This window comes from Aeromonas sp. Y289-2, assembly GCF_027705925.1.
GTDB classification, from domain to species: Bacteria; Pseudomonadota; Gammaproteobacteria; order Enterobacterales; family Aeromonadaceae; genus Aeromonas; species Aeromonas veronii.
Window position 1 is genome coordinate 88,424 of sequence record NZ_JAPDCH010000011.1, and the last position, 26,234, is coordinate 114,657.

23 protein-coding genes and 1 tRNA gene are annotated in these 26,234 nt (G+C 60.1%); 18 read left to right on the forward strand and 6 right to left on the reverse strand.

Translation table 11 applies throughout. The features are described 5' to 3' along the window. Positions 1-58 precede the first annotated feature (58 nt). From OKC43_RS15915 to OKC43_RS15955, 9 genes are all read left to right on the forward strand, one after another. On the forward strand, positions 59-1,390 hold the full coding sequence (locus tag OKC43_RS15915) for a glutamine synthetase family protein (RefSeq protein WP_013723370.1): 1,332 nt from the start codon (positions 59-61) through the stop codon (positions 1,388-1,390). Between the two features lie 276 nt (positions 1,391-1,666). Next, positions 1,667-3,028: an aspartate aminotransferase family protein gene (locus OKC43_RS15920; RefSeq protein ID WP_236272200.1), complete on the forward strand. Its 1,362-nt coding sequence runs from the start codon at positions 1,667-1,669 to the stop codon at positions 3,026-3,028. A gap of 53 nt (positions 3,029-3,081) precedes the next feature. Continuing rightward, a complete protein-coding gene (locus OKC43_RS15925) occupies positions 3,082-4,179 on the forward strand; it encodes an extracellular solute-binding protein (protein ID WP_005340709.1) in 1,098 nt (365 codons plus the stop codon). 118 nt (positions 4,180-4,297) lie between these two features. Next, positions 4,298-5,383: a polyamine ABC transporter substrate-binding protein gene (locus OKC43_RS15930; RefSeq protein WP_270659626.1), complete on the forward strand. Its 1,086-nt coding sequence runs from the start codon at positions 4,298-4,300 to the stop codon at positions 5,381-5,383. Between the two features lie 78 nt (positions 5,384-5,461). Continuing rightward, positions 5,462-6,616 (forward strand): polyamine ABC transporter ATP-binding protein, encoded by a 1,155-nt coding sequence (potA, locus tag OKC43_RS15935; RefSeq protein ID WP_005340704.1) that lies wholly within the window; start codon positions 5,462-5,464, stop codon positions 6,614-6,616. Continuing rightward, positions 6,613-7,518 carry an ABC transporter permease subunit gene (locus OKC43_RS15940; RefSeq protein WP_005340703.1) on the forward strand — a complete coding sequence of 302 codons (906 nt, stop codon included), beginning with the start codon at positions 6,613-6,615 and terminating at the stop codon, positions 7,516-7,518. Before potA ends, OKC43_RS15940 begins: the two co-directional genes overlap by 4 nt. After that, complete coding sequence (locus OKC43_RS15945; protein WP_005355472.1) at positions 7,515-8,360, forward strand: ABC transporter permease subunit; 846 nt, start codon at positions 7,515-7,517, stop codon at positions 8,358-8,360. The genes OKC43_RS15940 and OKC43_RS15945 overlap by 4 nt, the downstream gene beginning before the upstream one ends. A 45-nt stretch (positions 8,361-8,405) precedes the next feature. After that, positions 8,406-9,110 carry an MOSC domain-containing protein gene (locus OKC43_RS15950; protein WP_236272201.1) on the forward strand — a complete coding sequence of 235 codons (705 nt, stop codon included), beginning with the start codon at positions 8,406-8,408 and terminating at the stop codon, positions 9,108-9,110. 155 nt (positions 9,111-9,265) lie between these two features. Continuing rightward, positions 9,266-9,342, forward strand: a tRNA-Pro gene (locus OKC43_RS15955). A 260-nt stretch (positions 9,343-9,602) separates the two neighbouring features. On the opposite strand, the gene OKC43_RS15960 is transcribed toward OKC43_RS15955, so the two are convergent. Beyond that, entirely contained in the window at positions 9,603-10,130 is a 528-nt protein-coding gene (locus OKC43_RS15960; RefSeq protein WP_151287336.1) for an AbiTii domain-containing protein, read from the reverse strand. 124 nt (positions 10,131-10,254) lie between these two features. Then, positions 10,255-10,719, reverse strand: a complete 465-nt coding sequence (locus OKC43_RS15965) for a thioesterase family protein (protein ID WP_005355465.1) — start codon at positions 10,717-10,719, stop codon at positions 10,255-10,257. Between the two features lie 133 nt (positions 10,720-10,852). On the opposite strand from OKC43_RS15965, the gene recQ reads away from it, so the two are divergent. Continuing rightward, on the forward strand, positions 10,853-12,688 hold the full coding sequence (gene recQ, locus OKC43_RS15970; RefSeq protein WP_042081697.1) for an ATP-dependent DNA helicase RecQ: 1,836 nt from the start codon (positions 10,853-10,855) through the stop codon (positions 12,686-12,688). Between the two features lie 67 nt (positions 12,689-12,755). On the opposite strand, the gene OKC43_RS15975 is transcribed toward recQ, so the two are convergent. Then, entirely contained in the window at positions 12,756-13,058 is a 303-nt protein-coding gene (locus OKC43_RS15975; RefSeq protein ID WP_005340687.1) for a c-type cytochrome, read from the reverse strand. 105 nt (positions 13,059-13,163) lie between these two features. On the opposite strand from OKC43_RS15975, the gene OKC43_RS15980 reads away from it, so the two are divergent. From OKC43_RS15980 to OKC43_RS15990, 3 genes are all read left to right on the forward strand, one after another. Beyond that, positions 13,164-14,591 carry a protein adenylyltransferase SelO gene (locus OKC43_RS15980; RefSeq protein ID WP_236272202.1) on the forward strand — a complete coding sequence of 476 codons (1,428 nt, stop codon included), beginning with the start codon at positions 13,164-13,166 and terminating at the stop codon, positions 14,589-14,591. Positions 14,592-14,601: 10 nt separating this feature from the next. Further along, on the forward strand, positions 14,602-14,889 hold the full coding sequence (locus OKC43_RS15985) for a DUF3630 family protein (protein WP_236272203.1): 288 nt from the start codon (positions 14,602-14,604) through the stop codon (positions 14,887-14,889). A gap of 159 nt (positions 14,890-15,048) precedes the next feature. Further along, complete coding sequence (locus OKC43_RS15990) at positions 15,049-15,723, forward strand: 7-cyano-7-deazaguanine/7-aminomethyl-7-deazaguanine transporter (RefSeq protein ID WP_005340680.1); 675 nt, start codon at positions 15,049-15,051, stop codon at positions 15,721-15,723. A gap of 271 nt (positions 15,724-15,994) precedes the next feature. Here OKC43_RS15990 and rraA read toward each other — a convergent pair whose 3' ends face one another. Beyond that, a complete protein-coding gene (rraA, locus tag OKC43_RS15995; protein WP_005340678.1) occupies positions 15,995-16,480 on the reverse strand; it encodes a ribonuclease E activity regulator RraA in 486 nt (161 codons plus the stop codon). Positions 16,481-16,626: 146 nt separating this feature from the next. Between rraA and OKC43_RS16000 the strand changes: the two genes are divergently transcribed. Both OKC43_RS16000 and OKC43_RS16005 read left to right on the forward strand, forming a co-directional pair. Further along, positions 16,627-18,480 (forward strand): methyl-accepting chemotaxis protein, encoded by a 1,854-nt coding sequence (locus OKC43_RS16000; RefSeq protein ID WP_236272204.1) that lies wholly within the window; start codon positions 16,627-16,629, stop codon positions 18,478-18,480. Positions 18,481-18,602: 122 nt separating this feature from the next. After that, on the forward strand, positions 18,603-19,253 hold the full coding sequence (locus OKC43_RS16005) for a chromophore lyase CpcT/CpeT (RefSeq protein WP_021230765.1): 651 nt from the start codon (positions 18,603-18,605) through the stop codon (positions 19,251-19,253). A 100-nt stretch (positions 19,254-19,353) separates the two neighbouring features. Here the strand turns inward: OKC43_RS16005 and rpmE are convergent, their stop codons facing one another. Next, positions 19,354-19,569, reverse strand: a complete 216-nt coding sequence (gene rpmE / locus OKC43_RS16010) for a 50S ribosomal protein L31 (protein WP_005340673.1) — start codon at positions 19,567-19,569, stop codon at positions 19,354-19,356. 147 nt (positions 19,570-19,716) lie between these two features. On the opposite strand from rpmE, the gene priA reads away from it, so the two are divergent. Continuing rightward, positions 19,717-21,924, forward strand: coding sequence for a primosomal protein N' (gene priA, locus OKC43_RS16015; protein WP_270659619.1), 2,208 nt, complete (start codon positions 19,717-19,719; stop codon positions 21,922-21,924). 66 nt (positions 21,925-21,990) lie between these two features. Here priA and OKC43_RS16020 read toward each other — a convergent pair whose 3' ends face one another. Beyond that, entirely contained in the window at positions 21,991-23,070 is a 1,080-nt protein-coding gene (locus tag OKC43_RS16020) for a hypothetical protein (protein ID WP_236272206.1), read from the reverse strand. 286 nt (positions 23,071-23,356) lie between these two features. Here OKC43_RS16020 and OKC43_RS16025 point away from each other — a divergent pair, with 286 nt between their 5' ends. Together OKC43_RS16025 and OKC43_RS16030 are read left to right on the forward strand one after the other, a co-directional pair. Then, positions 23,357-24,790, forward strand: a complete 1,434-nt coding sequence (locus OKC43_RS16025) for a DUF2867 domain-containing protein (RefSeq protein WP_236272207.1) — start codon at positions 23,357-23,359, stop codon at positions 24,788-24,790. 168 nt (positions 24,791-24,958) lie between these two features. Further along, positions 24,959-26,185 carry an aromatic amino acid transporter gene (locus tag OKC43_RS16030; protein WP_005355439.1) on the forward strand — a complete coding sequence of 409 codons (1,227 nt, stop codon included), beginning with the start codon at positions 24,959-24,961 and terminating at the stop codon, positions 26,183-26,185. The last annotated feature ends 49 nt before the right edge of the window (positions 26,186-26,234 follow it).

The following is a 26,234-nucleotide window of genomic DNA, read 5'->3' on the forward strand; positions in this document are numbered from 1 at the left end:
AGGGTGTTCCATATATTAGACACCCTTGCCAATGGCAACCGTAAAGTCGGGGTTTAACATGGACAGTATCAAAGGCTGGATGGAGAGCAATCGCATCACGGAAGTGGAGTGCCTGTTCCCGGATTTCACCGGCAACGCCCGGGGCAAGATCATCCCAGCCAACAAGTTTTTGCGTGAAGGGGGCATGCGTCTGCCCGAGGTGATTTTCACCCAGACGGTGACCGGCGAATATCCGGATGACGACAGCATGATCGACCCGCTGGAGCGGGACATGCAGCTCTATCCCGACCCCAACACCATCCGTTTTGTCCCCTGGGCGCTGGAGCCCACTGCCCAGGTGATCCACGACTGTTTCGACGTCAACGGCAAGCTGATCGACATCGCGCCGCGCTCCGTGCTGCGTCGGGTTCTGTCATTTTACGAGAAGCAGGGCTGGAAGCCGGTGGTAGCGCCCGAGCTGGAATTCTATCTGGTCACCCGCAACGAGGACCCCGACTATCCGCTGGTGCCGCCGGTGGGTCGCAACGGCCGCCCGGAGACCGCCCGCCAGTCGTTCAGTATCGATGCGGTCAACGAGTTCGACCCCATCTTTGAAGACATGTATGACTACTGTGAGGCGCAGGAACTGGAAGTGGACACCCTGATCCACGAGTCGGGCGCCGCCCAGATGGAGATCAACTTCCTGCATGGTGATGCCATCGATCTGGCGGATCAGGTGTTCCTGTTCAAGCGCACCATGCGTGAGGCCGCACACCGCCACGGCATCTATGCCACCTTTATGGCCAAGCCGATGAGCGACGAACCGGGGTCAGCCATGCACATCCACCAGAGTCTGGAAGATGTGAACGGCCACAACCTGTTCGGCACTCCGAACGGCGGCAACAGCGAACAGTTCATGCACTTTATCGCCGGTCTGCAGAAATACACCCCGGCGGTGACCGCCCTGCTGGCCCCCAACGTCAACTCCTACCGCCGCCTCACCTTTGGCGAGAGCGCGCCGCGCAACGTCCAGTGGGGGGTCGAGAACCGCACTTGTGGCCTGCGGGTGCCCTTCTCCGACCCGAGCGCGCGGCGGGTGGAAAACCGCTTCGCCGGTGCCGATGCCAACCCCTATCTGGCACTGGCCGCCACTCTGGCCTGTGGCTATCTCGGCATGATGGAGAAGCTGGAGCCGCTGCCGGAGATGAAGTCGAGCGCCTATGACCTGCCCTACAGCCTGCCCCGCTCGCTGGAGGAGGCACTCAGCCATCTCGAACAGTGCGAGCCCATCAAGGAGATGCTGGGTGAGCGCTTCACCCGCGCCTTCGTCGCGGTTAAACGCAAAGAGTACGAGACCTACTTCGGGGTGATCAGTCGCTGGGAGCGGGAGTTCCTGCTGCTGAACGTCTGATCCCCCTGTAACGGGGAGGCCGGAGTCGGCCTCCCCGGTCCCTGTATCGAAGAGACCGGAACGCGAGTCAGGTGGCGTCAGCCACCTGTGAGTGGTTGTGGCCGAAAGAGTGCTGCGACCTGGATTGATTAACGATTGAATCTTGCCAAATCGAAGGCGCAGGGGCGTAACGAATGCAGCAGACACGCCGTGAGTGACTGTGGCTGCGAACGTGCCAACGCACCTGACTATTTGACGACTGAATATTGCTAAATCGAAGGAACCGAGGAGCAACAAATGCAGCAGACAACCCGTGAGTGGCAACAACTGGATGCCAGCCACCACCTGCACCCCTTTACCGATTTTCAGGCCCTGAACAAGAAGGGCTCGCGCATCATTACCAAAGCCAGCGGCGTCTATCTGGAAGACTCCGACGGCAAACGCATTCTCGACGGCATGGCGGGCCTGTGGTGCGTCAATATGGGCTATGGCCGCCAGGAGCTGGTAGATGCCGCTACCCGCCAGATGCAGCAGTTGCCCTACTACAACCTGTTCTTCCAGACCGCTCACCCGCCGGTGATCGAGCTGGCGACCCTGCTGGCCGAGGTGACGCCAGCCCATCTCAACCACGTCTTCTTCACCGGCTCCGGCTCCGAGTGCAACGATACCGTGCTGCGGATGGTGCGCCACTACTGGGCCAGCAAGGGTCAGCCTGACAAACAGGTGATCATCAGTCGCCATAACGCCTATCACGGCTCCACCGTGGCGGGGGCGAGTCTGGGCGGCATGAAGGGAATGCATGCCCAGGGTGGTCTGCCCATTCCCGGCATAGTGCACATCGATCAGCCCTACCACTTCGGTGAGGGGCAGGGGATGAGTGCCCACGAGTTCGGGCTGGAGCGGGCCCGCCAGCTGGAGCAGAAGATTCTGGAGCTGGGGGTGGACAAGGTGGCTGCCTTTATCGGCGAGCCGATCCAGGGGGCGGGCGGCGTCATCATTCCGCCTGACAGCTACTGGCCGGAGATCCAGCGCATCTGCGATCACTACGGCATCCTGCTCATCGCCGACGAGGTGATCTGCGGCTTTGGCCGTACCGGCCACTGGTTTGCCAGCGAAGGGTTTGGCATCAAGCCGGACCTGATGTGTCTGGCCAAGGGGATCACCTCCGGTTATCTGCCGCTCGGCGCTGTGATGGTGAGTGACCGGGTTGCCAAGGGGTTGGTGGAGGAGGGGGGCGAGTTCAACCACGGCTTCACCTACTCGGGCCATCCGGTCTCCTGTGCCGTGGCGGTGGCCAATATCCAACTTATGCAGAAAGAGAGCATAGTTAAGCGAGTGCATGATACTATCGGCCCCTATTTGCAGCGCCGCTGGGCGGAGCTGGCCGATCATCCGCTGGTGGGAGAAACCCGAGGCAAAGGATTGGTCGCCGCGCTGGAAATCGTTGAGGACAAGCAGACCGGCCGGCGTTTCCCGGCTCAGGCAAATGCGGGGATGACTTGCCGGGAGTTCTGCTTTAACAATGGCTTGGTGATGAGGGCGGTAGGCGATACCATGATCATATCGCCCCCCTTGGTCATCACCGAGGAACAGGTTGATGAATTGGTCGATCTGGCCAGGCGCAGTCTGGATCTGACAGCCGCAAAGCTGAAGGGTTGAGGCAGGTCGGGCAGGTTGGCATGCGCATACAATTTGCTTAGGAGACAAGGATGATGTCTTTCAAAACAGGAGTGATCGCTGCCTCTGTGGCTCTGGTCATGGCAAGTGCCGGAGCAATGGCTGAAGAGAAGGTGCTGCACGTCTACAACTGGAGCGACTACATCGCGCCGGATACCCTGGATAACTTCCAGAAGGAGACGGGGATCAAGGTGGTCTATGACGTGTTCGACAGTAACGAGGTACTGGAAGCCAAGTTGCTGGCGGGTAGTTCGGGCTACGACATCGTGGTGCCATCCAACCCCTTCCTGGCCAAGCAGATCAAGGCGGGCGTGTTCCAGAAACTGGACAAGTCCAAGCTCTCCAATTGGCAAAACATGGATGTCGACCTGCTCAAGGCGCTCGAGCCGAGTGATCCGGGCAACCAGTACTCCATCCCCTATCTGTGGGGCACCATCGGCTATGCCTACAACGCCGAGAAGGTGAAAGCCGTGCTGGGGGCCGATGCCCCGGTCAACTCCTGGGATCTGGTGTTCAAGCCGGAGAACATGGCCAAGTTGAAAGAGTGTGGCGTCTCCTTCCTCGATTCACCGACCGAAATGCTGCCGGCTGCCCTGCAATATCTGGGCTTCAAACCGGATAGCCAGAAACCGGCCGAGCTGAAGAAGGCTGAGGAGCTGTTCCTCTCTATCCGTCCCTATACCGCCTATTTCCACTCCTCCAAGTACATCTCGGATCTGGCCAACGGCAACCTCTGCGTAGCGGTCGGTTACTCCGGTGACTTGCAGCAGTCCAAGGCGCGGGCAGCCGAGGCCAAGAATGGCGTCGCGCTCACCTACACCATTCCGAAAGAGGGGGCAGGCAGCTTCTTTGACATGATCGCCATTCCGGCGGATGCCAAGAACGTCGAGGCGGCCCACACCTTCATCAACTACCTGATGAAGCCCGAGGTGATCGCCAATATCACCAACGTGGTGCAGTTCCCGAACGGCAACAAGGCGGCGACCCCGCTGGTGGATGAGGCGATCCGCACCGATCCGGGTATCTACCCTGATGCGGCGACCCTGCAGAAGATCTACACCTTCCCAGATCTGCCGGCCAAGGTGCAGCGTCTGATGACCCGCAGCTGGACCAAGATCAAGTCCGGCAAGTAAGTAACGAATGCCCCTCCCGGTCCGCAGTTCGGCCGGGAGGGTAGTGATGCCATCCATCCGGATGGGCCGCGCGAATGGATGCGCAGACGGTCAACCACTGAACAGGAGAACTGACACCGTGAATACAACCAGATTGCTAACCATAGCGCTGACCATGGGATTGGCGAATGTGGCCCAGGCTGCCCCTGTGCTGCATTTTTACAACTGGTCTGACTATATCGGCGAGACCACCCTCAGCGATTTCCACCAGGCGACCGGGATCAAGACCGTCTATGACGTGTTTGACTCCAACGAGACCCTGGAAGGCAAGTTGCTGACGGGGCGGACCGGTTACGATTTGGTGGTGCCCTCCAATAATTTCCTGGCCAAGCAGATCAAGGCGGGAGCCTTCCAGAAGCTGGATAAATCCCTGCTGCCCAATCTGGCCAACCTGGATCCCGTGCTGCTCAAGCAGCTCGACAAGGTGGATCCGGGTCATCAGTACGCGGTGCCCTATCTGTGGGGGACCAACGGCATCGGCTACAACGTCGACAAAATCAAGGCGGTGCTGGGGGTCGACAAGATTGACTCCTGGGCCACTATCTTCGAACCGGAAAACATGGCGAAACTCTCTCGCTGCGGCGTCGCTTTCCTCGACTCTGCCGACGAGATGATCCCTGCTGCCCTCAACTACCTCGGGCTCGATCCCAACAGTCATGCGACGGGGGATATCAAGCAGGCCGAGGCGCTGCTGCTCAAGGTGCGGCCCTATGTGGCCTACTTCCACTCCTCCAAATACATCGGCGATCTCGCCAATGGCGACATCTGCGTGGCAGCCGGTTTTTCCGGCGACATCCTGCAAGCCGCTGCTCGCGCCGATGAAGCTGGCAAGGGGGTGAAAATTGCCTACAGCATTCCGAAAGAGGGGGGCAATCTCTGGTTCGACATGATGGCGATCCCGTCCGATGCCACCAATGTCAAAGAGGCGCACGCCCTCATCAACTACGTCCTGCAGCCCGAAGTGATCGCCAAGGTCAGCGACTATGTGGGCTACGCGAATCCCAACTCAAGGGCGGGCGAGTTTATGGATGAGGCGGTGCGCAACAATGAGGAGGTTTATCCCCCTCAGGCCGTGCTGGAGCGACTCTATGTGCAGGAAGCACATCCCCGCTCGGTACAGCGTCTAATCACCCGGAGTTGGACCAAGATCAAGTCCGGTACCTAACCTTGGTGCCCGTTCGGGGGCGCCAAATCGCTTTTATGAATCGGCCGCAAGGCTGGTATCACGTTGGGGAGTTTGGTAATGGCGATAGCCTCCAGTGCCTACAAGAAAGCCCTCGAGGGCAGTCAGCAGCGCAAAGAAGTGCTGGTGAAAATTGATCGGGTAAGCAAGCAGTTCGACGAAACGCTGGCGGTCGATAACGTATCTCTCAATATTCACAAGGGGGAGATTTTCGCCCTGCTCGGCGGGTCCGGGTCCGGCAAATCGACCCTGCTGCGGATGCTGGCCGGTTTCGAGCGCCCGACCGAGGGGCGGCTGTTCCTCGACGGGGTCGACATCACCGACATGCCCCCCTATGAACGCCCCATCAACATGATGTTCCAGTCCTACGCCCTGTTCCCCCATATGACGGTGGCCCAGAACATCGCCTTTGGCCTCAAGCAGGATGGCCTGCCCAAGGCCGAGATCGATGCCCGGGTGGAGGAGATGCTCAAGCTTGTGCAGATGACCCAGTATGCCCGTCGCAAACCACATCAGCTTTCCGGTGGCCAGCGTCAGCGGGTGGCGTTGGCTCGTTCCCTGGCCAAGCGTCCCAAACTGTTGCTGCTGGATGAACCCATGGGGGCGCTCGACAAGAAGCTGCGTTCCAAGATGCAGCTGGAGCTGGTTGAGATCATCGAGCGGGTCGGGGTTACCTGCGTCATGGTGACCCACGATCAGGAAGAGGCCATGACCATGGCGGAGCGGATCGCCATCATGCACCTCGGCTGCATCGAGCAGATCGGCAGCCCGATGGATATCTACGAGACTCCGGCCAGTCGGCTGGTGTGCGAGTTCATCGGCAACGTCAACCTGTTTGACGGCCTGCTGGTGGAGGATGAGCAGGACCACGCCACCATCGCCTGCGCCGATCTGGAGCAGCCCATCTATGTGGGCCACGGCATCAGCTCCCGCGCCGAGAACAAGAAGGTGACCTACGCCCTGCGGCCGGAAAAACTGCTGATGAGTCTGCAAAAACCGGAGGAGATCGAGCACCCGGACTTCAACTGGACCAAGGGTGAGGTCTATGACATCGCTTATCTGGGCGGTCACTCGGTTTATCACATCCAGCTGCCCTCGGGCAAAATCGTTCAGGCTTTCATCGCCAATGCCGAACGCCACGGCAAGCGGCCAACCTGGGATGACCAGGTGTTCCTCTACTGGGAAGATGACAGCGGCGTGGTGCTGCAATCATGAAGTTCTTGCAACGACTGAAGCGGGTCGGCGGGCGCCGGCTGGTGATCGGCATCCCCTTCTTCTGGCTGTTCCTCTTCTTCCTGCTGCCCTTCGTCATCGTGGTGAAGATCAGTTTTGCGGAAGCGGATGTGGCGATCCCGCCCTACACCGACGTGGTGAGCTGGGCCGACAATCAGCTCACCATACTGCTCAATATGGGCAACTACCTGCTGCTGCAGGAGGATGAGCTCTATATCGCGGCCTATCTGGGCTCCCTCAAGATGGCCTTCGTCAGCACTTTGCTCTGCCTGCTGATTGGCTATCCGATGGCCTACTCCATCGCCCGGGCCAACAAGGAGACCCAGACCGTTCTGCTGCTGCTGATCATGATGCCGACCTGGACCGCTATTCTGATCCGGGTCTATGCGTGGATGGGGATCCTCAGTAACAACGGCCTGCTCAACAGCGTCTTGCTGGGGATCGGGGTGATCGACGAGCCGCTGCAGATCCTCAATACCAACCTGGCGGTCTATATCGGCATCGTTTACTCCTACCTGCCCTTCATGGTGCTGCCGCTCTACGCCAATCTGGTCAAACACGATCAGAGCCTGCTGGAGGCCGCTTCCGATCTGGGGGCCCGCAACCTGACCCGGTTCTGGCAGATCACGGTACCGCTCTCCAAGAACGGCATCATCGCCGGCTGCATGCTGGTGTTCATTCCGGTGGTGGGGGAGTTCGTTATTCCGGAAATGCTGGGCGGCCCGGAGACCCTGATGATCGGCAAGGTGCTGTGGCAGGAGTTCTTCAACAACCGCGACTGGCCGGTTGCCTCTGCGCTGGCGGTAGTGATGCTGGCGGTGCTGATCATTCCGATCATCCTCTTCAACCGTAACCAGGCCAAAGAGCTGGAGGGCAAGGCATGATGAAGCGTTTCGGTTTTGCCAAACTGATGCTCTGGCTGGGACTGCTGTTTATCTACCTGCCCATGATCATCATGGTGATCTACTCCTTCAACGCCTCCAAGTTGGTGACGGTGTGGGGTGGCTGGTCGCTCAAGTGGTACTTCGGCCTGCTCGATAACAAGCAGCTGATCGGGTCTGTGTTCCGCTCACTGGAGATCGCCTTCTACACCGCGATCGCCGCGGTGGCGCTGGGGACGGTGGCGGCCTTCGTGCTGACCCGTATTCCCCACTTCCGTGGTCGCACCCTGTTCGGTGGCATGGTGACGGCGCCGCTGGTGATGCCCGAGGTAATTACCGGTCTGTCGCTGTTGCTGCTGTTCGTGGCGATGGCCCAGCTGGTGGGCTGGCCCGCCGAGCGGGGCATGCTGACCATCTGGATCGCACACACTACCTTCTGTACCGCCTACGTGGCGATCGTGGTATCGGCGCGCTTGCGGGAGCTGGATCTCTCCATTGAGGAGGCGGCAATGGATCTCGGTGCCAAGCCGTGGAAGGTGTTCTTCCTGATCACCATCCCGATGATCGCCCCCTCGCTGGCGGCAGGCGGTATGATGTCGTTCGCCCTGTCGCTGGATGATCTGGTGCTGGCGAGCTTCGTCTCCGGCCCGGGCTCCACCACCCTGCCGATGGAGGTCTTCTCGGCGGTGCGGCTAGGGGTGAAACCCGAGATCAACGCGGTGGCCAGCCTGATCCTGTTGTCGGTATCGCTCTTTACCTTCGGCAGCTGGTATCTGATGGCCAGGGCGGAGAAGCGCCGTCGTGCCGAGATCGCCATGACCACCCAGATGCAGGCCGTCGTCTGACGCCATGATAAGATCCGCCTACTCTCGTCAACCTGGAGGATGAGTATGCGGATCTCCCTTTTTAGCGGTTGTGGCACCGAGCTGGTGCCCGGCCTCACCAGCGCTATTCACAAGCAACCGATCTCTGCACCAGTTCGCTGTACCTTTGCCGGTCTGGAAGGGGATGAGCAGTGTGACCTGCGCCACCACGGTGGCCTGGATCGGGCGCTCCACTACTATCCGGCCGATCACTATCTCTGGTGGCAGACCTGGCAAACCGCGCTGAGCTTGCCTGCGCCACGTACAGCCTGGCAACCTGCCGCCTTTGGCGAGAACCTCTCCGGTCTCGGGCTGACCGAGGCGCAAGCCTGCATTGGCGATGTCTATCGACTCGGCGACGCGCTGATCCAGATAAGTCAGCCAAGATCCCCCTGCTTCAAGCTCAACCAGCGCTTTGGCTATGGCCAGATGTCCCAGGTGATGCAGCTAAATGGCCGTTGTGGCTGGCTGCTGCGGGTGCTGGAGGAGGGGATGGTGTCGCCGGAGTCGGCCATGGAGCTGGCAGACAGACCCTATCCCGAACTGACGGTGAAGCGCACGGCGGACATTCTGTTCAATCAGGTGCGCAACGAGACTGACCTGCTGCTGTTGCTGGAGAATCCGGCCCTCTCACCCAACTGGCGCCAGCATGCAGCCGACTGGCTGGAGCATGGCACTGTGGCTGACTGGCAGCGCCGTCTGCTGGGGCCCGCATCCCTGCGCCTGGCCTGACGGCTGGTTGCCGGAATGTCACCAGCTGGCTGCAGCCCGGTAAATGGGTGAAAAGAGTGCTGAATAGTTGAGCGAACGGCACTTTTTTTCCTGTCAAACGCAAAAAAGGCTTGTGTCGGGTCGGGGCTTTCGGTAAATTCCCGTCCCGCAGACATCGGTGTGTAGCGCAGCTTGGTAGCGCACTTCGTTCGGGACGAAGGGGTCGGAGGTTCGAATCCTCTCACACCGACCAAATTTGAAAAGGCCGCTCAATAGAGCGGCCTTTTTGCATTTATCCTTCCTGTTTTCCCGATTTTCTTTAGCTGCTGACCTGTTACCTGGCCAAGTGATCTGACTTGCAGTATGCAGGGTCGAAGCAAGACCACAAACATTAAAAGGGCCACCGCTCGGTGGCCCATCGGTGGAGTCTGATCCTGACTCCGGCACTCTAGATTGTGGCAATCTCGCTATGGGTCTTGTCTATGGTGCCCTCCTTGCGCGCCAGGCGCTTACTCAGATATGCCAGTGCTGATGCCGCAAAGCCTTGAAACTGTGTTGAGGCAGCAAGGCCGCGTGCTTGGGGTACTCACTAATGAAATGTTCTATTCCCTCCATCAGTTGTGCACGTAATGAAATCACGGGCTCATGCCAGGCTTGCAGGCATAGATGGCCGGGGATCAACTGCTCCTGATAATCTTCCAGCAGCTGTTCTGGCCAGGGTTCAATACCGGAATTGCGTTGCAGCAAATAGTGGGCGGCGGGTTCACGGGCATAAATGAACTGAATTTGGGCCAGATCGCGTTGGCATAGCGTTTGACTGTTGATGTGACAGGTCAAATATTTTCCCGTTTTCAAATCCAGAAAGTGACCGCGTTGCCGACAGGGAACGATGCGATACCAAGGCAGGGGTGAGGAGAGAGAATACCCCTCAAGCTCCTGTTCCAACCAGTGGCGACACTCGGGTGTCTGCACCTCGTCGAGCATGGACTCGAGCTGTGTCAACAAGGCTCTGGATGGTTTGGTGGCCAGTTTCGCACTCATCGCCTGCAATCCTCCCTCTGCACACAATCCCGACTATCAGTATGGACCTTGTTCGGCCAGAGGGGGTAAGGAATCTAATGATTAAAAGTGGATTAGCCGCGTGGTTTTTATGCACTAACTTGGTTCAACCCACCAGATAGGTACCAGTGCCGAAGGCGATGTGGGTGCCCTCTTCGTTGTGCAGCTCCATCCGGGCGACGGCCACCTTGCTGCCAGCCCGGATGATGTGGGCGGTGGCGATAAACTCGTTGCCGCGCCCCGGCCGCAGGTAATCCACCCGCAGATCTATGGTGCCTAGGCGGGCGAAGCGCTCCTTGAGATAGCTGGGGGAGAACTCCTCCAGCTCGTCGATGCAGGAAGCGGCGACGATCATGCCACCCGCCACATCCAGCAGCGTGGCGGTGACGCCGCCATGCAGGATGTTGTGGAAAGGGTTGCCGATCAGCTTCTCATCCATCTTGATGCGCAGCTCCACCTTGTCGAAGTCGTAGTGGGTCACCTGCATGCCGATCAGCTTGTTGAACGGCATCTTCTCGGCAAACAGGTTGGCAATGCCACTGAGCGCCATCTTCTTGAGCATCTGTTTCATTCTCTGATCCCAATCCTTGTCATCAAAGCCGAGTAAAAACTCCAGCCAGTCTGCAACAGTTCCTTAACAGTCGCAATGGCAGGTTTATTGTGGGCGGCGGCTGCTTTAGAATGGCGACCCCAAAGGAGAGCCCATGACCGCGATTGCCGAAACCCTGCCAGATCCTCAGCCAGAGAGTCCGCTTGCCCTGCTGCAGGCGGTCTTCGGCTATCAGCAGTTTCGGCCGGGTCAGCTCGAAATCATCGAGCAGATCGTCGCGGGGCGCGATGCACTGGTGCTCAAGCCCACTGGCGGCGGCAAGTCGCTCTGCTACCAGATCCCGGCACTGCTGCGGCCCGGGCTCGGTGTGGTGGTCTCTCCCCTAATTTCGCTGATGAAGGATCAGGTCGACAGCCTGCGCGCCAACGGTGTGGCGGCGGTCTACATCAACTCGGCCCTGAGCCGGGAGGAGATGATCCAGAACTTTGCCGCCATGCGCCGCGGCGAGATCAAGCTGGTCTATGTCTCCCCCGAGCGACTGTTGCAGCACGAGTTTATGGATCGGCTGGCCGAGCTGCCGCTCGGGCTGTTCGCCATCGATGAGGCGCACTGTGTCTCCCAGTGGGGCCACGATTTCCGGCCTGAGTATGCGGCGCTGGGGCGGCTCAAACAGTGGTTCCCGCAGGTGCCTGTGGTGGCGCTGACCGCCACCGCCGACGAGGCGACCCGCAGCGACATGCTGCACCGCCTAGAGCTCAACGATCCCTTTATTCACACAGCCAGCTTTGATCGCCCCAATATCCGCTACAGCCTGGTGGAGAAGTTCAAGGCGGCCGAGCAGCTGCTGCGTTACGTGCAGAGCCAGAAGGGCAACTGCGGCATCGTCTACTGCTCCAGCCGCAACCGGGTGGAGGAGGTGGCCGAGCGGTTATCCCGCCACGGCTGCAAAGCCGCGCCCTATCATGCTGGGCTGCCGCTCGAGCAGCGTCAGCAGACCCAGGATGCTTTCCTCAAGGATGACATCGAGATAGTAGTGGCGACGGTGGCGTTTGGGATGGGTATCGACAAGCCTAACGTACGCTTCGTGGTGCACTACGACATTCCGAAGAACATTGAATCCTACTATCAGGAGACCGGCCGTGCCGGGCGTGATGGCACCCCCGCCGAGGCGCTGCTGCTCTACGATCCCGCCGACATCGGTCGGGTGCGCCGTCTGCTCGACAACATCGAGAATCCCCAACAGCTGCAGGTGGAGCAGTACAAGCTCAACGTGATGGCCGCGTTTGCCGAGGCGCAGACCTGCCGCCGTCAGGTGCTGCTCAACTACTTCGGCGAGTACAACGACAAGCCATGCGGCAACTGCGATATCTGTCTCGATCCGCCCAAAAGTTATGACGGCACTGAAGATGCCCAGAAGGCGCTCTCCTGCGTCTGGCGGGTGGGGCAGAATTTCGGGGTGGGTTATGTAGTGGAAGTGCTGCGCGGGTCGCTGAACCAGCGCATCAAGGATCACGGCCACGACAAGCTCTCGACCTACGGCATCGGCAAGGATCAGAGCCACGAATACTGGATGAGCGTGATCCGCCAGCTGATCCACAAGGGGCTGCTGACCCAGAACATCACCCGCAATCTGGTGCTGCAGCTGACTGAAGCGGCCCGCCCAGTACTGCGTGGCGAGGTGAAGCTGGAACTGGCGGTACCCCGCCTGCAGCCTATCTCCAGCCGCAAGGAGAAGCGCAATGGCCTGCTCGACAACGCCAACTACGACAAGCGACTGTTCAAGGAGCTGCGCGGCCTGCGCAAGCAGATTGCCGAGGATGAAGAGGTGCCGCCCTACGTGGTATTCAACGATGCGACCCTGGTTGAGATGGCTCAACTGATGCCGATGACCGAAGACGAGATGCTGGCTATCAACGGCGTCGGTCACCGCAAGCTGGAACGTTTTGGCGAAGCCTTTATGGACCTGATCATCGACTACTGCCGTCGTTAGGGTCGATTAGGCAGCCTAATCGACCACGGTAAGCGCGGCTCGGAAGAACCTGGGGTCAGACGCGAGGTTATTTCAGGCTGGCGTAGAAGGCCGCCAGATTGTCGATATCCGCATCGGTCAGCGGCGCCATGAAGGGGTCCATCAAGGGCTCTTTGCGAGTGCCATCCTTGAACGCTTTCAACTGTTTCACCAGATAGGCGGCATTCTGACCCGCCAGATGGGGATAGTTGGGGATCATCGCCTTGCCTTCCACGCCGTGACAGGCGGCACAGACCGCCGCCTTGGCCTTGCCTGCCTCGATATCTGCCGCCTTGGCCTGATGACCCCACGCCAATGCCAGCAAGGGCAGGGCATATACCCATTTTTGCATCTTCTTCTCCTTGAATTGAAAAATGATGGTTGCCAGTGAGCACAAGCATGGCTGACGGCAGTATAAAGAGTGACACGAGCATACGCAGGGACGAATGGCACAACCATGAAGTTGATCAACACTTTTGCGACCGAGCTGCCTTGGGCCTGTGAACCCGTGGTCCCCCAGCCGCTGCAGCAACCCCGGTTGCTTCATCTCAACCGGACTTTGCTGGATGAGCTGGGATTGGGAGGCGTCAGCGAGGCTGACTGGATCGCCTGTTGTGGCGAGGGAAAAGTGCTGCCCGGTATGCAGCCGGTAGCGCAGGTCTATGCGGGCCATCAGTTCGGGGGTTATAGCCCCCGGCTTGGGGATGGTCGCGCGCTGCTGTTGGGTGAGCAGCAGGCGCCGGATAGTCAGCGCTGGGATCTGCACCTGAAGGGGGCAGGAAAGACGCCGTTTTCCCGCTTTGGTGACGGCCGCGCCGTGCTGCGCTCGAGCATTCGCGAATATCTAGCCTCCGAGGCGCTCCATGCCCTCGGCATACCGACCACCCGGGCGCTGGTGCTGGTGGGGAGTCAGGAGCCCGTTTACCGCGAGCAGGTGGAGACGGGAGCGACCGTGCTGCGCACCGCCCCCAGCCATCTGCGCTTCGGCCATATCGAGTATTTCGCCTGGAGCGGGCAGGGAGAGAAGATCCCGCCACTCATCGACTATCTGCTGCGCCGCCACTTCCCCGAGCTGGAGAGTGGCGCCGAACTGTTTGCCGAAGTGGTGCGCCGCACCGCGCGGTTGATTGCCAAATGGCAGGCTGCGGGGTTCTGTCACGGGGTAATGAATACCGACAACATGTCGCTGCTTGGCCTGACGCTGGATTACGGGCCATACGGCTTTATCGATGCCTATGTGCCGGACTTTGTCTGCAACCACTCGGATCCGGCGGGCCGCTACGCGCTGGATCAGCAGCCCGCGGTCGGTTATTGGAATCTGCAAAAGCTGGCGCAGGCGCTGGCTGGCCATGTAGACGGTGATGCGCTGGCTGCTGCGTTGGCCCAGTACGAGCAACAACTGATGCTGCACTACTCCGAACTGATGCGGGCCAAGCTCGGGCTGGCAGTGTGGGAGGAGGATGACCCGGCGCTGTTCCGCGAGCTGTTCCGGTTGCTGGCGGCCCACAAGGTGGATTACCACCTGTTCCTTCGCCGTCTCGGTGAGGTGACGCAAGAGGGGGCGTGGCCTGCATCTCTGCTGGCCCTATTGCCTGAACCACTGGGTTGGCAGGCGTGGCTGGAGCGCTATCGGGCGCGGCTAATGCGCGAAGGCAGCGAGGATGCCGTGCGCAAGGCGCAGATGGATGCCATCAATCCCAAGTATGTACTGCGTAATGCGCTGGCCCAGCAGGTGATAGACGCCGCCGACGCAGGGGATATGCAGCCGTTCGAGCGGCTGTTCGCCGCCTTGCAGCGCCCCTTTGATGAACAACCCGAATATGAGGATCTCGCCACCCCGACTCCGGCATGGTATTGCGGTGGTGAGCTCTCCTGCAGTAGCTGAGAGATTGGGCATGAGTTGGCAAATCAAACAGGTAGATAGCGAAGCTGGCGTAGTGACGCTGGATTGTCCGGCGCTCGACTGGGACACGTTTCCGCTGTTGGCGCAGGCCTTGCTACGAGATTGGGAGCTGCAGCCGCTCGAGCAGGATGCGGGGGCCGACCGCCATAGCTGGTTGCTGGCGTTTGAAGGGAGCCAGTTTCGGCTGGAGTACGAACACTACAGCGGCTGCTGGCTGGAGGCGGTGCGCCCGGCGGATCGGGAGGCGCTGCTCTGGCTCGCCAGACAGCACAAGGCGTGAATATCGACCACAAGGCCAGCTCTACCACTGGCCAACCTGGATGAGCGTAATCGCATAAAGATTGAACTATCGGTTTTGGGGCGTATAATCTCGCCCCTCGATTATCGCCAATGGTGGCGATATGGGTTCCCTAACCCCATTAACCAAAAAGGTCACAAGATGAATCTGACCCCTGCTCAGTACCAAACGGCGCTCGTTCGCCTGTCGTTGTTCCACATCCTGATCATTGCCAGCAGCAACTATCTGGTGCAGCTGCCGATCACCGTGTTTGGCTTCCACACCACCTGGGGTGCGTTCAGCTTCCCGTTTATCTTCCTCGCCACTGACCTGACGGTGCGGATCTTCGGTGCCGGTCTGGCGCGCAAGATTATCCAGACCGTGATGCTGCCAGCACTGGCGGTCTCCTATGCGCTCTCCGTACTCTTCTTTGAAGGGAGTTTCCAGGGTGTTGGTCATCTGGCCGAGTTCAACCTGTTCGTAGCGCGTATCGCGCTGGCCAGCTTTATGGCCTATCTGGTAGGGCAGTTCATGGATGTGGTGGTGTTCAACCGCCTGCGTCTGCTCAAGCAGTGGTGGATTGCACCTGCGGCCTCCACCCTGTTCGGTAATCTGGTCGATACCATCGCTTTCTTCAGTGTGGCCTTCTGGCGCACGACAGATCCTTTCATGGCAGAGCACTGGGTCGAGATCGCAACCGTCGATTACGTATTCAAGTTGCTGATAAGCCTTGGTTTGTTCGTGCCGCTCTACGGTGTCTTGTTGCGCTACCTCAGCCGCAAGCTGGTGGGCGAGGCCGGATTATCCAGCCTGCAAACGGCCACCCGGCAAGCCTGACCAGATTGACCACCCTTCGCGGTGGTCAATTTTTTTGCACTTTCTGCAAATAGCGCTTGCCTAGTTAAATGAGAATGATTATTGTTAACTTGTTTTCCGGGAAAGACTTCATTCGTTCCAACGTGATGGACTTCTTGTGAAGGCACGACATTGCTCACATTGCTTCCAGTTAAGGGCCAGTTTATCTGGCCCTCTTTTTTTGTCATTTTTCAGCAAGTTGCAGGCATAAAAAAACGGGAGCCAAGGCTCCCGTCGTCACGCTGTTTGTGGCTTACTCGATATCGAGTGCCTCGGGGGAGAGGATCACCCCTGTGGTATCGGCGTAGAGGTGGTCGTCAGGCAGGAAGGTCACGCCACCGAAGTTGACCGGCAGATCGGTCTCCCCTACATCCTTGCTGTCGGCACCGACCGGAATGGCTGCCAGTGCCTGAATGCCGATATCCAGATCTTCCAGAATATCGACTTCGCGGACGCAGCCGTAGCAGACAATCCCCTCCCAATCGTTCTCGGCCGCCGTGGTGGCGATGTCGCTGTCGATCAGAGCTCGGCGCATGGAGCCACCGCCATCGATCAGCAAGACGCGTCCCAGTCCGTTCTCTTTGACGAGTTCACGGATCAGGCCATTCGATTCGAAGCATTTGACGGTGGTGATGACGCCGCCGAAAGAGGCGCGGCCGCCGAAGGAGCAGAGCATGGGTTCAAGCACATCCACCATGTCCTGATAGATGTCGCACAGTTCAGAAGTATTGTATTCCATAGTGTCAAATCCACGGCTGGAAACAGGTGCAACCAGTATAAGGAGTGGGTGTGGCATTTCAATGAATATTCCTTGCACAGATCACCTGTCGCCGCTTTTCTGCATAAGCTCAATGCAGTTCACTGCCTGTTTGCGAGAGGTCCATCGTGCTTATCCGTCATAAGTTGATCCTGAATACCGTGCTGGTTGCCGTTGCCATGCTGGTACTGAGCGGCCTGTTTATCTACTCCAGCCAGGTGCACCGTCACCTGACCGAAGCCCAGCGCAATATCGACCAGCTGGAGATCGCCATGCTCAACCTGCGGCGGGCCGAGAAGGATTTTCTGATCCGCAAGGATATGGCCTTCGTCGAGCGCTTCAATCAGGGGTTGTCAGATTTTCACCAGCACAATCGGGAGCTGCTGACCGATGACAACCTGGTGGCCGTCGAGGGGGAGCTGACCAGACTGGATCAGCAGATCAGCGGTTATGGCAAAGCCTTCAACGATCTGGTGGCCCAGCAGCAGAAGATTGGTCTGGGGCCGGAGGAGGGGCTCTATGGCAAGCTGCGAACGGCGGTGCATGAGGTGGAGAATGGGCTCAAGCAGCTGGATCAGCAGGGGTTGCTCATCACCATGCTGCAACTGAGGCGGGCGGAGAAAGACTTCATGCTGCGTTCCGATATCCAGTATCTGGAGCGTTTCGAGACCTTGCACAAGAGTTTTCAGGATAGCCTTGCCACTTTGCCGGAGGCGGGTCGCGGCAAGCTGGAGCAGGCCAGCAAGCAGTACCGGCAGGACTTTGTGGCGCTGGTGCAGGGGATGCAGGTACTGGGGCTGAAAGAGGATGAGGGGCTGCGCAACCAGATGCGGGATCTGGTGCATCAGACCGAACAGGGGTTTGCCGCCGTCGATCAGCACATTGTCGCTGAGCTGGAGCGGCAGAGCGCTCGCCTCAACAGCCTGATGCTGGTCTGTGGCGGGGTGATTGTGGTGCTGATCGGCATCATGAGCGTGCTGCTGGGGCGCAGCATCGACCGTCCCATTACTCAGGTGAATGATACCGTCAACCGCATTCGCCAGGATAATGACCTGCGCCTGAAGATAGAGCTGCGCGGGGCAGATGAAATGGCCCAGCTGGCAGGCAATCTCGACGTGATGCTGGGCGGGTTTCGCAACCTGATTGGCGATGTGAAGCAGAGCGTGCACACCCTGACCGAAGCGGCGGATCACCTCTCGGCCAACGTCAAACGCACCAGCGAAGGGGCGGCGCGCCAGCTGCAGGAGACCGACATGGTGGCGACCGCTTCCACCGAGATGGGCTCCACCATCGAAGAGATCGCCCGCAACACCGAGCAGGCGGCCAACAATGCGCAGGCGACCAACAACAAGGCGATGGAGGGGCGGACTGCGGTCGAGAACACTGTCGAGCAGATCCGCTCGCTGGCGGGCAATCTGGAGAGTTCATCCCGCGAGGTGAGCCAGCTGCAAAAAGAGAGCGAGACCATCGGCTCCGTGCTCGATGTGATCCGCGGCATTGCCGAGCAGACCAACCTGCTGGCCCTCAACGCAGCCATCGAAGCAGCTCGGGCAGGAGATCAGGGGCGTGGTTTTGCGGTGGTGGCCGATGAGGTGCGCAATCTGGCCATCCGTACCCAGAAATCGACCCAGGAGATTGCCGGCATCATCAGCTCGCTGCAGAAACAGACCGGCAGCATCGTCGAGGTGATGGCGACCTGCCGCGAGCAGGGCAACCGCAGCTCGGATCAGGCCAGTACCGCAGGGGAGTTGCTGGGGCAGATCACTCAGGATGTTACCAACATCATGGACATGAGCACCCAGATTGCTGCGGCTATAGAACAGCAGAGTCTGGTGGCCAACGAGGTGAACCGCAACGTCAACAACATCCGCGACATCGCCCAGGAGTCGAGCATCATGGCAGAGGAAAATGCGAGATCCAGCGAGGGTCTCAACGAGCAGGCCCAGCTGCTCAACAAGGCGGTGGCAAAATATCGGGTTTAGTGAGCGGACTGGCATCCTTGTGAGGTTTTTGCACCAGAGTGGCAATGATTTGATCGTAGTGGCTGTTATTGGGGTAATTCGCTCATATAATCGCCGCCACTATGATGATTCGGAAGGATTCGATGGCAAAGTTGCTGGTGGCCGTATTCGGGCTGCTCTGTTCCTGTCTGGTGTTGGCAGGTTCGGCGCCTCAGGCTACCCCACTCAAGCCCGGTATGGAACCGCTGCTCAGCTGGTTCAACGGGGCCTTTACGAGCCGGGAGCAGGCCAGTTACGACAGCCGCTTTACCAGTGCCGAGCTGCGTCTGATGGAGATTTGGCCCGGCTATCAGGGCTATCGCTGGGTCTATGCCGAGCAGTATCTGAGCATGCGCTCCGTCCGTCCTTTCCGCCAGCGCATCTATCGCTTCTCACCCGCCCCTGACGGGCGGATCCTGATGGCAGAGCTGACCATGCCCCGTGCCACCGATTTTGCCGGTGCCTGGCATGATCCCGCCCTGCTCGACAGTCTGACCCCGCAGCAGCTCTCCTTGCGCCACGGTTGCGAGATCTGGCTAACCCGTACCCCCTCCGGCGAATATGCCGGTCACACCCGGGTGGGCCACTGCTCCACCGATTTTGGTGGTGCCACGACGCTGGTGCAGCATATCTGGATTGGCCCCGACAGCGTCAGATTGCTGGATCGCGCCTATGACAACGCAGGGAGCCCGCGCTGGGGCAGCCCGGGTGAGGGGTATGTCTATTTGCGTCGTTCCAAAGGATTTGGCCAGTAGGGGAGAGTGCGTCTGGCTGCGGGAACATGAAGGATGAAAAACAGGGATCGTAAAAAAGGCGCCCATTGGGCGCCTTTTTCAGAATTCTTCAGAAGTAAAATTACTTCTTGGTGGTCATCGCACCGAAACGCTTGTTGAACTTGTCTACGCGGCCGCCGCTAGAAACTTCTTTCTGCTTGCCGGTGTAGAACGGGTGGCACTCGGAGCACACGTCCAGGTTCAGATCTTTACCGATGGTAGAGAAAGTGTTGATGACGTTACCGCAAGAGCACTTGGCGGTGATGGCTACGTAGTCAGGATGGATACCAGCTTTCATGGACAACCTCAATTAATAGGCCGTGTCGCCATCCGATCTCTTGTCGGACACCACACGATTGTTGAACACAGTTTCAAAGGCTGCGAATAATATAGGAAATGCCTGAGATCAGGCAAGTGGCTTCGCAGAAAAAATAGGCAACCCCTGGTGAATTCTTCCCAAACGCTGGATCTGGTTCGTGTCGCTGTCCCGGTACCGTTACGCCGTCACTTCGACTATCTCTCTCCCCTGCCGTTACCTGCCCCCGGTTGCCGGGTCGAGATCCCTTTCGGTCCCCAGATCCTGGTCGGGCTGGTGGTGGATCATCCGGCTGACAGCCAGGTGCCCCGCAACAAGCTCAAGCCCATCAAACGGGTATTGGACTCGGCTCCGGTGCTGGGGCCGGATATTTTGGCGCTGATGAACTGGAGCGCCAGCTACTACCAGCATCCGCTGGGGGAAGTGCTGCCCCACGCCCTGCCGGTGCTGGTGCGCAAGGGGGAGCCTGCCGCTTATCGTGAACTGGAGTTCTGGTTTGCTACCGAGGCTGGCATGGCCATCGACCTTAACGAGCTCAAGCGGGCGGCCAAGCAGCAGCAAGCGCTCGCCTTGCTGCGCAAGGGGCCGCAGACCCCCTCCGCCCTCAAACAGGAGGAGATCCAGAGCGCAGCTCTCACCGCGCTGGAGAAGAAGGGGCTGCTGGAGAAACGCTCGCTGGAGCCAAGCCATGATGGCGACTGGGCCGCCCGCTTTGAGCCGGGGGAGGGGTTGCGCCTCAACGGCGAACAGGCGCTGGCTGTCTCTGACGTTACCAGCCAGAGCGACAAGTTCGGTGCCTTCCTGCTGGATGGCATCACAGGCTCCGGCAAGACCGAGGTTTACCTGAGCATCCTCGAGCCCTTGCTCAAGGCGGGCAAGCAGGCGCTGGTGATGGTGCCGGAGATCGGCCTCACCCCGCAGACCATCAACCGCTTCCGCCGCCGCTTCAACGTGCCGGTGGTGGCGATGAACTCCGCCATGAACGACAGGGAGCGGCTCGATGCCTGGCTCGCCTGTCGAGACGGCGCCGCCGCCATCCTGATCGGCACCCGCTCTGCGGTGTTCACCCCGTTTCACAACCTCGGCATCATTATCATCGACGAGGAGCACGACGGCTCCTTCAAGCAGCAGGACGGTTTTCGCTACCACGCGCGGGATCTGGCGGTGATGCGGGCTCATCGTGCCGATATTCCCATCCTGCTTGGCTCGGCCACCCCGTCGCTGGAGACGCTGCACAACGCCCGCACCGGCAAGTATCACCACCTCACCCTGACCCGCCGCGCCGGTAACGCCCAGACCGCCCGTCAGGTGATCCTGGATATCAAGAGCGTGCGGCTGCAGGCCGGGCTCTCTCCCCAGCTGGAGCAGCTGATGGCAGAGCATCTAGCGGCGGGCAATCAGGTGATGCTGTTTCTCAACCGCCGTGGCTATGCCCCGGCTCTGATCTGTCACCAATGTGGCTGGAGCGCCGCTTGTGAGCGTTGTGATGCCTGGTACACCTGGCATCAGGCCGGACGACGGCTGCACTGCCATCATTGCGACAGCGTGCGCCCCTTGCCCCACCACTGCCCCGAGTGTGGCAGCAACGAGCTGATCGGATCGGGAGTGGGCACCGAACAGCTGGAACAGCTGCTCACCACGGTTTTCCCTCAATATCCGGTGGTGCGCATCGATCGGGACAACACCCGCCGCAAGGGGGAGCTGGAGACCCATCTTGGCGACATCAAGGCGGGCAAGTACAAGATCCTGATCGGCACCCAGATGCTGGCCAAGGGCCACCACTTCCCGGATGTGACGCTAGTGGGTCTGCTGGATGTGGATGGAGCCCTGTTCAGCGCCGATTTTCGCGCCGCCGAGAAGCTGGCCCAGCTCTACACCCAGGTGGCGGGCCGCGCCGGTCGCGCCAGCAAACCCGGGTTGGTAGTGCTGCAGAGCCACCATCCGGAGCACGCCTTGCTGCAGGATTTGACCCAGAACGGTTACGGCCACTTCGCCGATACGGCGCTGAAAGAGCGCCGCTTGCTGGGGCTGCCGCCCTTCAGCTATCAGGGGCTGTTTAGGGCCGAGGCCAACGGCCGCGACGAGGTGCAGCTGTTCCTCGCCCGCCTCGCCGATACTCTGCGCAGCGCCCGCTATCCCCACGTTCAGGTGCTGGGGCCCATTAGCGGCTTTATGGAGCGCAAGGCGGGCAAGTTTCGCATGCAGTTGCTGGTGCAGGGGTCGAATCGGGCACCGCTGGCCCAACTGCTGGATTGGGCGGTGAAGGAGCTGGAAGGCTGGCCCGAGACCAAAAAGGTGCGCTGGAGTCTGGATATCGACCCCACCGAGCTGAGTTGATGGTGGCTCGGGAGCCGGTCGCTGGCAGTTATCGTCAGCGACCGATGGGTGATTTCATTTCAAGGCTCAGACCCGCAGATCGATCTGCTGCACCCAGCCTCCTTTACCCTGTTCGGTGAGATAGAGGCCGGATTGGCGCAGCACCCCCTGATTGCCGCTCTCCCCCAGATGGTTGAAGGGGGTGTCGAGGGGGCGCAGCAGGATGGCGCCGATCCCCAGCTCCACCAGAGCGATAGGGGCGTGCTCGGGATGCCAGAACTGCAGGGCTGAAAACTGGCTATCTCCCTCATCCAGCACCCCGTTGCCATCCTCATCCAGGGTCGCCAATTCGCCGAAGCCATTGCCGGAGCGAGCGCCAAACAGCTCGCCCCCATCGTCTATGGTGCCGTTGCCATTGCGATCCAGCGCCACAAAGCCGCTGCCTTCACTCAAGCCCGGCAGGCTATCCTCTTTGCCATCCTGATCAATATCGAAAGTGACTCTAGCCTCGGTCAGATCGGCAATCTTGCCATCCAGACTGAGCACCAGCGGATCCTTGAGGGCATTGAGGGTGGTGCGCCGCTGGCTCACCTCCAGCTGACGCCAGTCGAGCACAAAACCGAGATCGAGCTGAATAGTCTGACCATCCCGAGTCGCTACGCTGGCTGACGCCACCACGTTGAGCTGCTCCTGTTGCAACAGGGTGTCAGTCACCTCCAGCAGTTGATCCGGCTCGGCGGCCTGAGCTGCGGCTTCTCCTTCGCCCCCCTCTTCGGTGGGCTTGATCGGCTTGGGCAGCTCGATTTCGTGGCCTAGCATCGCTTCAATCATCAGCTTGATCAGCCGCTGGCGGTTATCCAGCCCATCGTCGGGAATACCATCCTGCTCTTTGCCGACGTCCGCTGCGGGTGGGGCGGGAGGTGTTGCTGCTTGCTGACTGGCGGCGGATTGCCTCGCGGTTTGCAGCGTCAGGGCGCTGGTGAGGGTCAGGGTGCTGCTGCGTTCGCCGCTCACTGCCGCGTTGTTGCCTTCCGGTGGATTGACGACGGGTGGCACTGGCCCGAGGTTGCGCACCTTGCGGCTCTGGGCCTGTTGTTGCCGGTATTGCACCTCCCCCTGGAGGTCGTAGTGATCGATGCGCATATGATCGCCCTCGGCGCTATACATCTGGTCAGTTATCGACCACTTAATGCACAGGGCTTAACACCAAATCGGACTAATCAGGGAGGTGGTTAGTACTAGGTTGCAAGGTGGCGGCGTGGCAGGATGGCAAGAGACTGGATGGTGGCGCTGTAGTTGAACATTTTCAGGTAACGCGGCGCACTCTGGCTGACAAGCGGCATCGGTGAGGATAGGGAGAATTACATGGGAAATTGTCTGGTGATGGACGTGGCGGGCTATGGTGGATTCCTGTCTGGCGCCCCTTGCATCAATGATGTTGAGGGTTGCACTCATGCGTAACTGTCTGGTGATGGGAGCGGCGGGCTATATCGGTTCCTATCTGGTGCCCCACCTGCAAACGCTGGGCTACAAGGTGATTGCCGGGGCGCGCCGTCCCTGCCGCTTGCCGGAGGGGGTCGAGTTTCGCCTCGCCGACAGCCTCAAGCCCATCACCCTGCTGCCTGCGCTGGCGGGCATAGATACCGTCTTCTATCTGGTGCATGCCATGGGGGCGGGGGCTGATTTTCACCGACTGGAGCAGCAGGGGGTAAAGAATTTTGCCGCCGCCGCCCGTGCCGCCGGGGTGCGCCGCATCATCTATCTCGGGGCAATCCAGCCCGAGCAGTGTAACAGTCGCCATCTCAACTCCCGCCGCCATTGTGGCGAGTTGTTTCGTGACTCCGGCGTGCCGACGGTGGAGCTGCGCGCCGGTATCATCATCGGGCCCGGTTCGGCGGCGTTCGAGGTGATGCGGGATCTGGTGTTCAACCTGCCGATGATGGTGACGCCCAAATGGGTGCGCTCGCGCACGCCGCCGATTGCGCTGTCAAACCTGCTGCACTATCTGGGCGGGCTGGTAGAGGCCGACGAGGTGGATGGCCGCATCTTCAATGCGGTCGGCCCCGAGCTGCTCAGCTATCAGCAGCAGTTGCAGAAGTTTGCCGCCCATATCGGCAAGCGCTGCCCCATCATTCCTATCCCGTTTCTGAGTCCGCGCCTCTCCGCCTGGTGGCTGCAGTTTGTCACCTCTGTGCCGCAGCCGGTGGCCAAGGCGCTGGTGGGCGGTCTCAAGCACGATATTCCGGCCGACGATGGCCCGCTGCGCGCCTTGCTGCCGCAGACCCTGCTCAGCTTCGACGAGGCGCTGGCGGAGAGTCTGGCGCTGGAGCAGAAGCTGGGTGCGGAGCAGCAGGGGCAGGAGACGCCGCTCGGCCTGCGCTGGCGCCATCCCGAATATGGTTTCTACGATCGCATCGCCAGCGGCGAGGCCATCTGCCTCGCCTCGCCCGAGGTGGTGTGGCAGGTGTTGCAGCAACTGGGGGGTGAGCAGCGCTACTTCTACATGAACCAGCTGTGGGTGGTGCGCGAATGGATGGATCACCTGATCGGCGGCCCGGCCCGCACCCGTGGCCGCACCAATCCGGATCGCTTCGTGAAGGGTGACATGCTCGACTCCTGGCAGATCCTCGGGGTGGATGAGGGGCGCAGGCTCGATCTCTTGTTCAACATGAAGGCTCCGGGCGTCGGGCGGCTGGAGTTCAACATCCTGCCGGAGGAGTCCGGGTTGACCCGCATCCGGGTCACCGCTCATTGGCACCCGCAGGGCGCCTGGGGGCTGGCCTACTGGCTCGCCATGCTGCCGTTCCACCTCTTTATCTTTCAGGGCATGACCGAGGCCATCGCCCGTCAGGCCGAAGCGAGGGCAGGTATCCCGGTGATGGATTAACCCTCTTCACATCATTCCCGCTGATAGAGTGCCCCGTTCGGGGCACTTTTTATGCGGCGGCCATGCCCGGTTATGGCAGATAGTGGTAGGCGTCTCATGGCAAAGGCTGGCATCATGCCGCGGTCTTGTTTACCGCGGATAGATAATCAGTCAGAAAAAGAAGGGATTATGAAGAAAAAACCGTCAATTTTGGGGGGCGCCTGCATCATTGCCAGCGTCTGCGTGGGAGCTGGCATGCTCGGTCTGCCGAGTTCGGGGGCGGGGGCCTGGACCCTCTGGTCGGTGCTGGCGCTGACCGTCACCATGGTGATGATGACCCTCTCCGGCTGGATGCTGCTGGAATCCTTCCAGCACCACGACATGCGCGTCTCCTTCAATACCGTAACTCGCGAGCTGCTGGGGGAGAAGCTCAATCTCCTCAACAACCTCTCGGTCTACTTTGTTGGCGGCATTCTGCTCTACGCCTATATCACCTCCTCCGGTGCCATCCTGCAGGGGATACTGGGGATCGACAGCAAGCTTGCATCCGTGCTGTTCGTGGCACTCTTCTCTGCGGTGGTGTGGCACTCGACCCGCGCCGTTGACCGTATTTCGGTGGTGCTGATCGCCTTCATGATCCTCAGCTTCGCCCTCGGTGTGGCCGGTCTGCTCGGCAGTATCAAGCTGCCGACCCTGCTCGATCTGGCGGGCAGCGAGAGCCGCTATGCCCCCTATGCCATGGCGATGTTGCCGGTGGCACTCACCTCGTTCGGCTATCACCACTCGGTGGCCTCTCTGCGTGCCTACTATCAGAACGAGCAGCAGGCCAGATGGGCCATTCTGGGGGGAACCCTGATCGCGCTGGCGCTCTACGTGCTCTGGCTGCTGGGGATTTTCGGCAACCTGCCCCGTCAGGATTTTGCCCCCGTGATTGCCAAGGGGGGCGATGTGAGCGTGCTGCTCTCCGCGCTTTCAGGGGTGATCGAATCGGAGAAGGTGGCCAGCGCCATCAACGGCTTCTCCATGGCGGCGATCCTCTCCTCCTTTATCGGGGTGGGGCTCGGGGTGTTCGACTATCTGGCTGATCTGTTCAAGTTCGACAACAGCCGCGCCGGTCGCTGCAAGACCTGGGCGGTCACCTTCCTGCCGCCGTTGGTGCTCTCCCTGCTCTTCCCGTTCGGCTTCCTGCTGGCCATCGGCTATGCCGGTGCCGCAGCCACCATCTGGACCTGCATCATCCCGGCACTGCTGGTGCTGCGCACCCGGGCGCGGGCCGAGCGGGGCGAAGTGACCCCCCATTTCGTCACCCCTGGTGGCAAGCTGATGGCCTGGCTGCTGATCCTGTTCGGATTGGCGACCGCGCTGTTCCACTTCCTGTCGATGGCAAATCTGTTGCCGGTCTATCTGGGCAACTGAGTCAGGTCTACAGCACTGACAGAAAGGGCGGCAAGGCCAACTTGCCGCC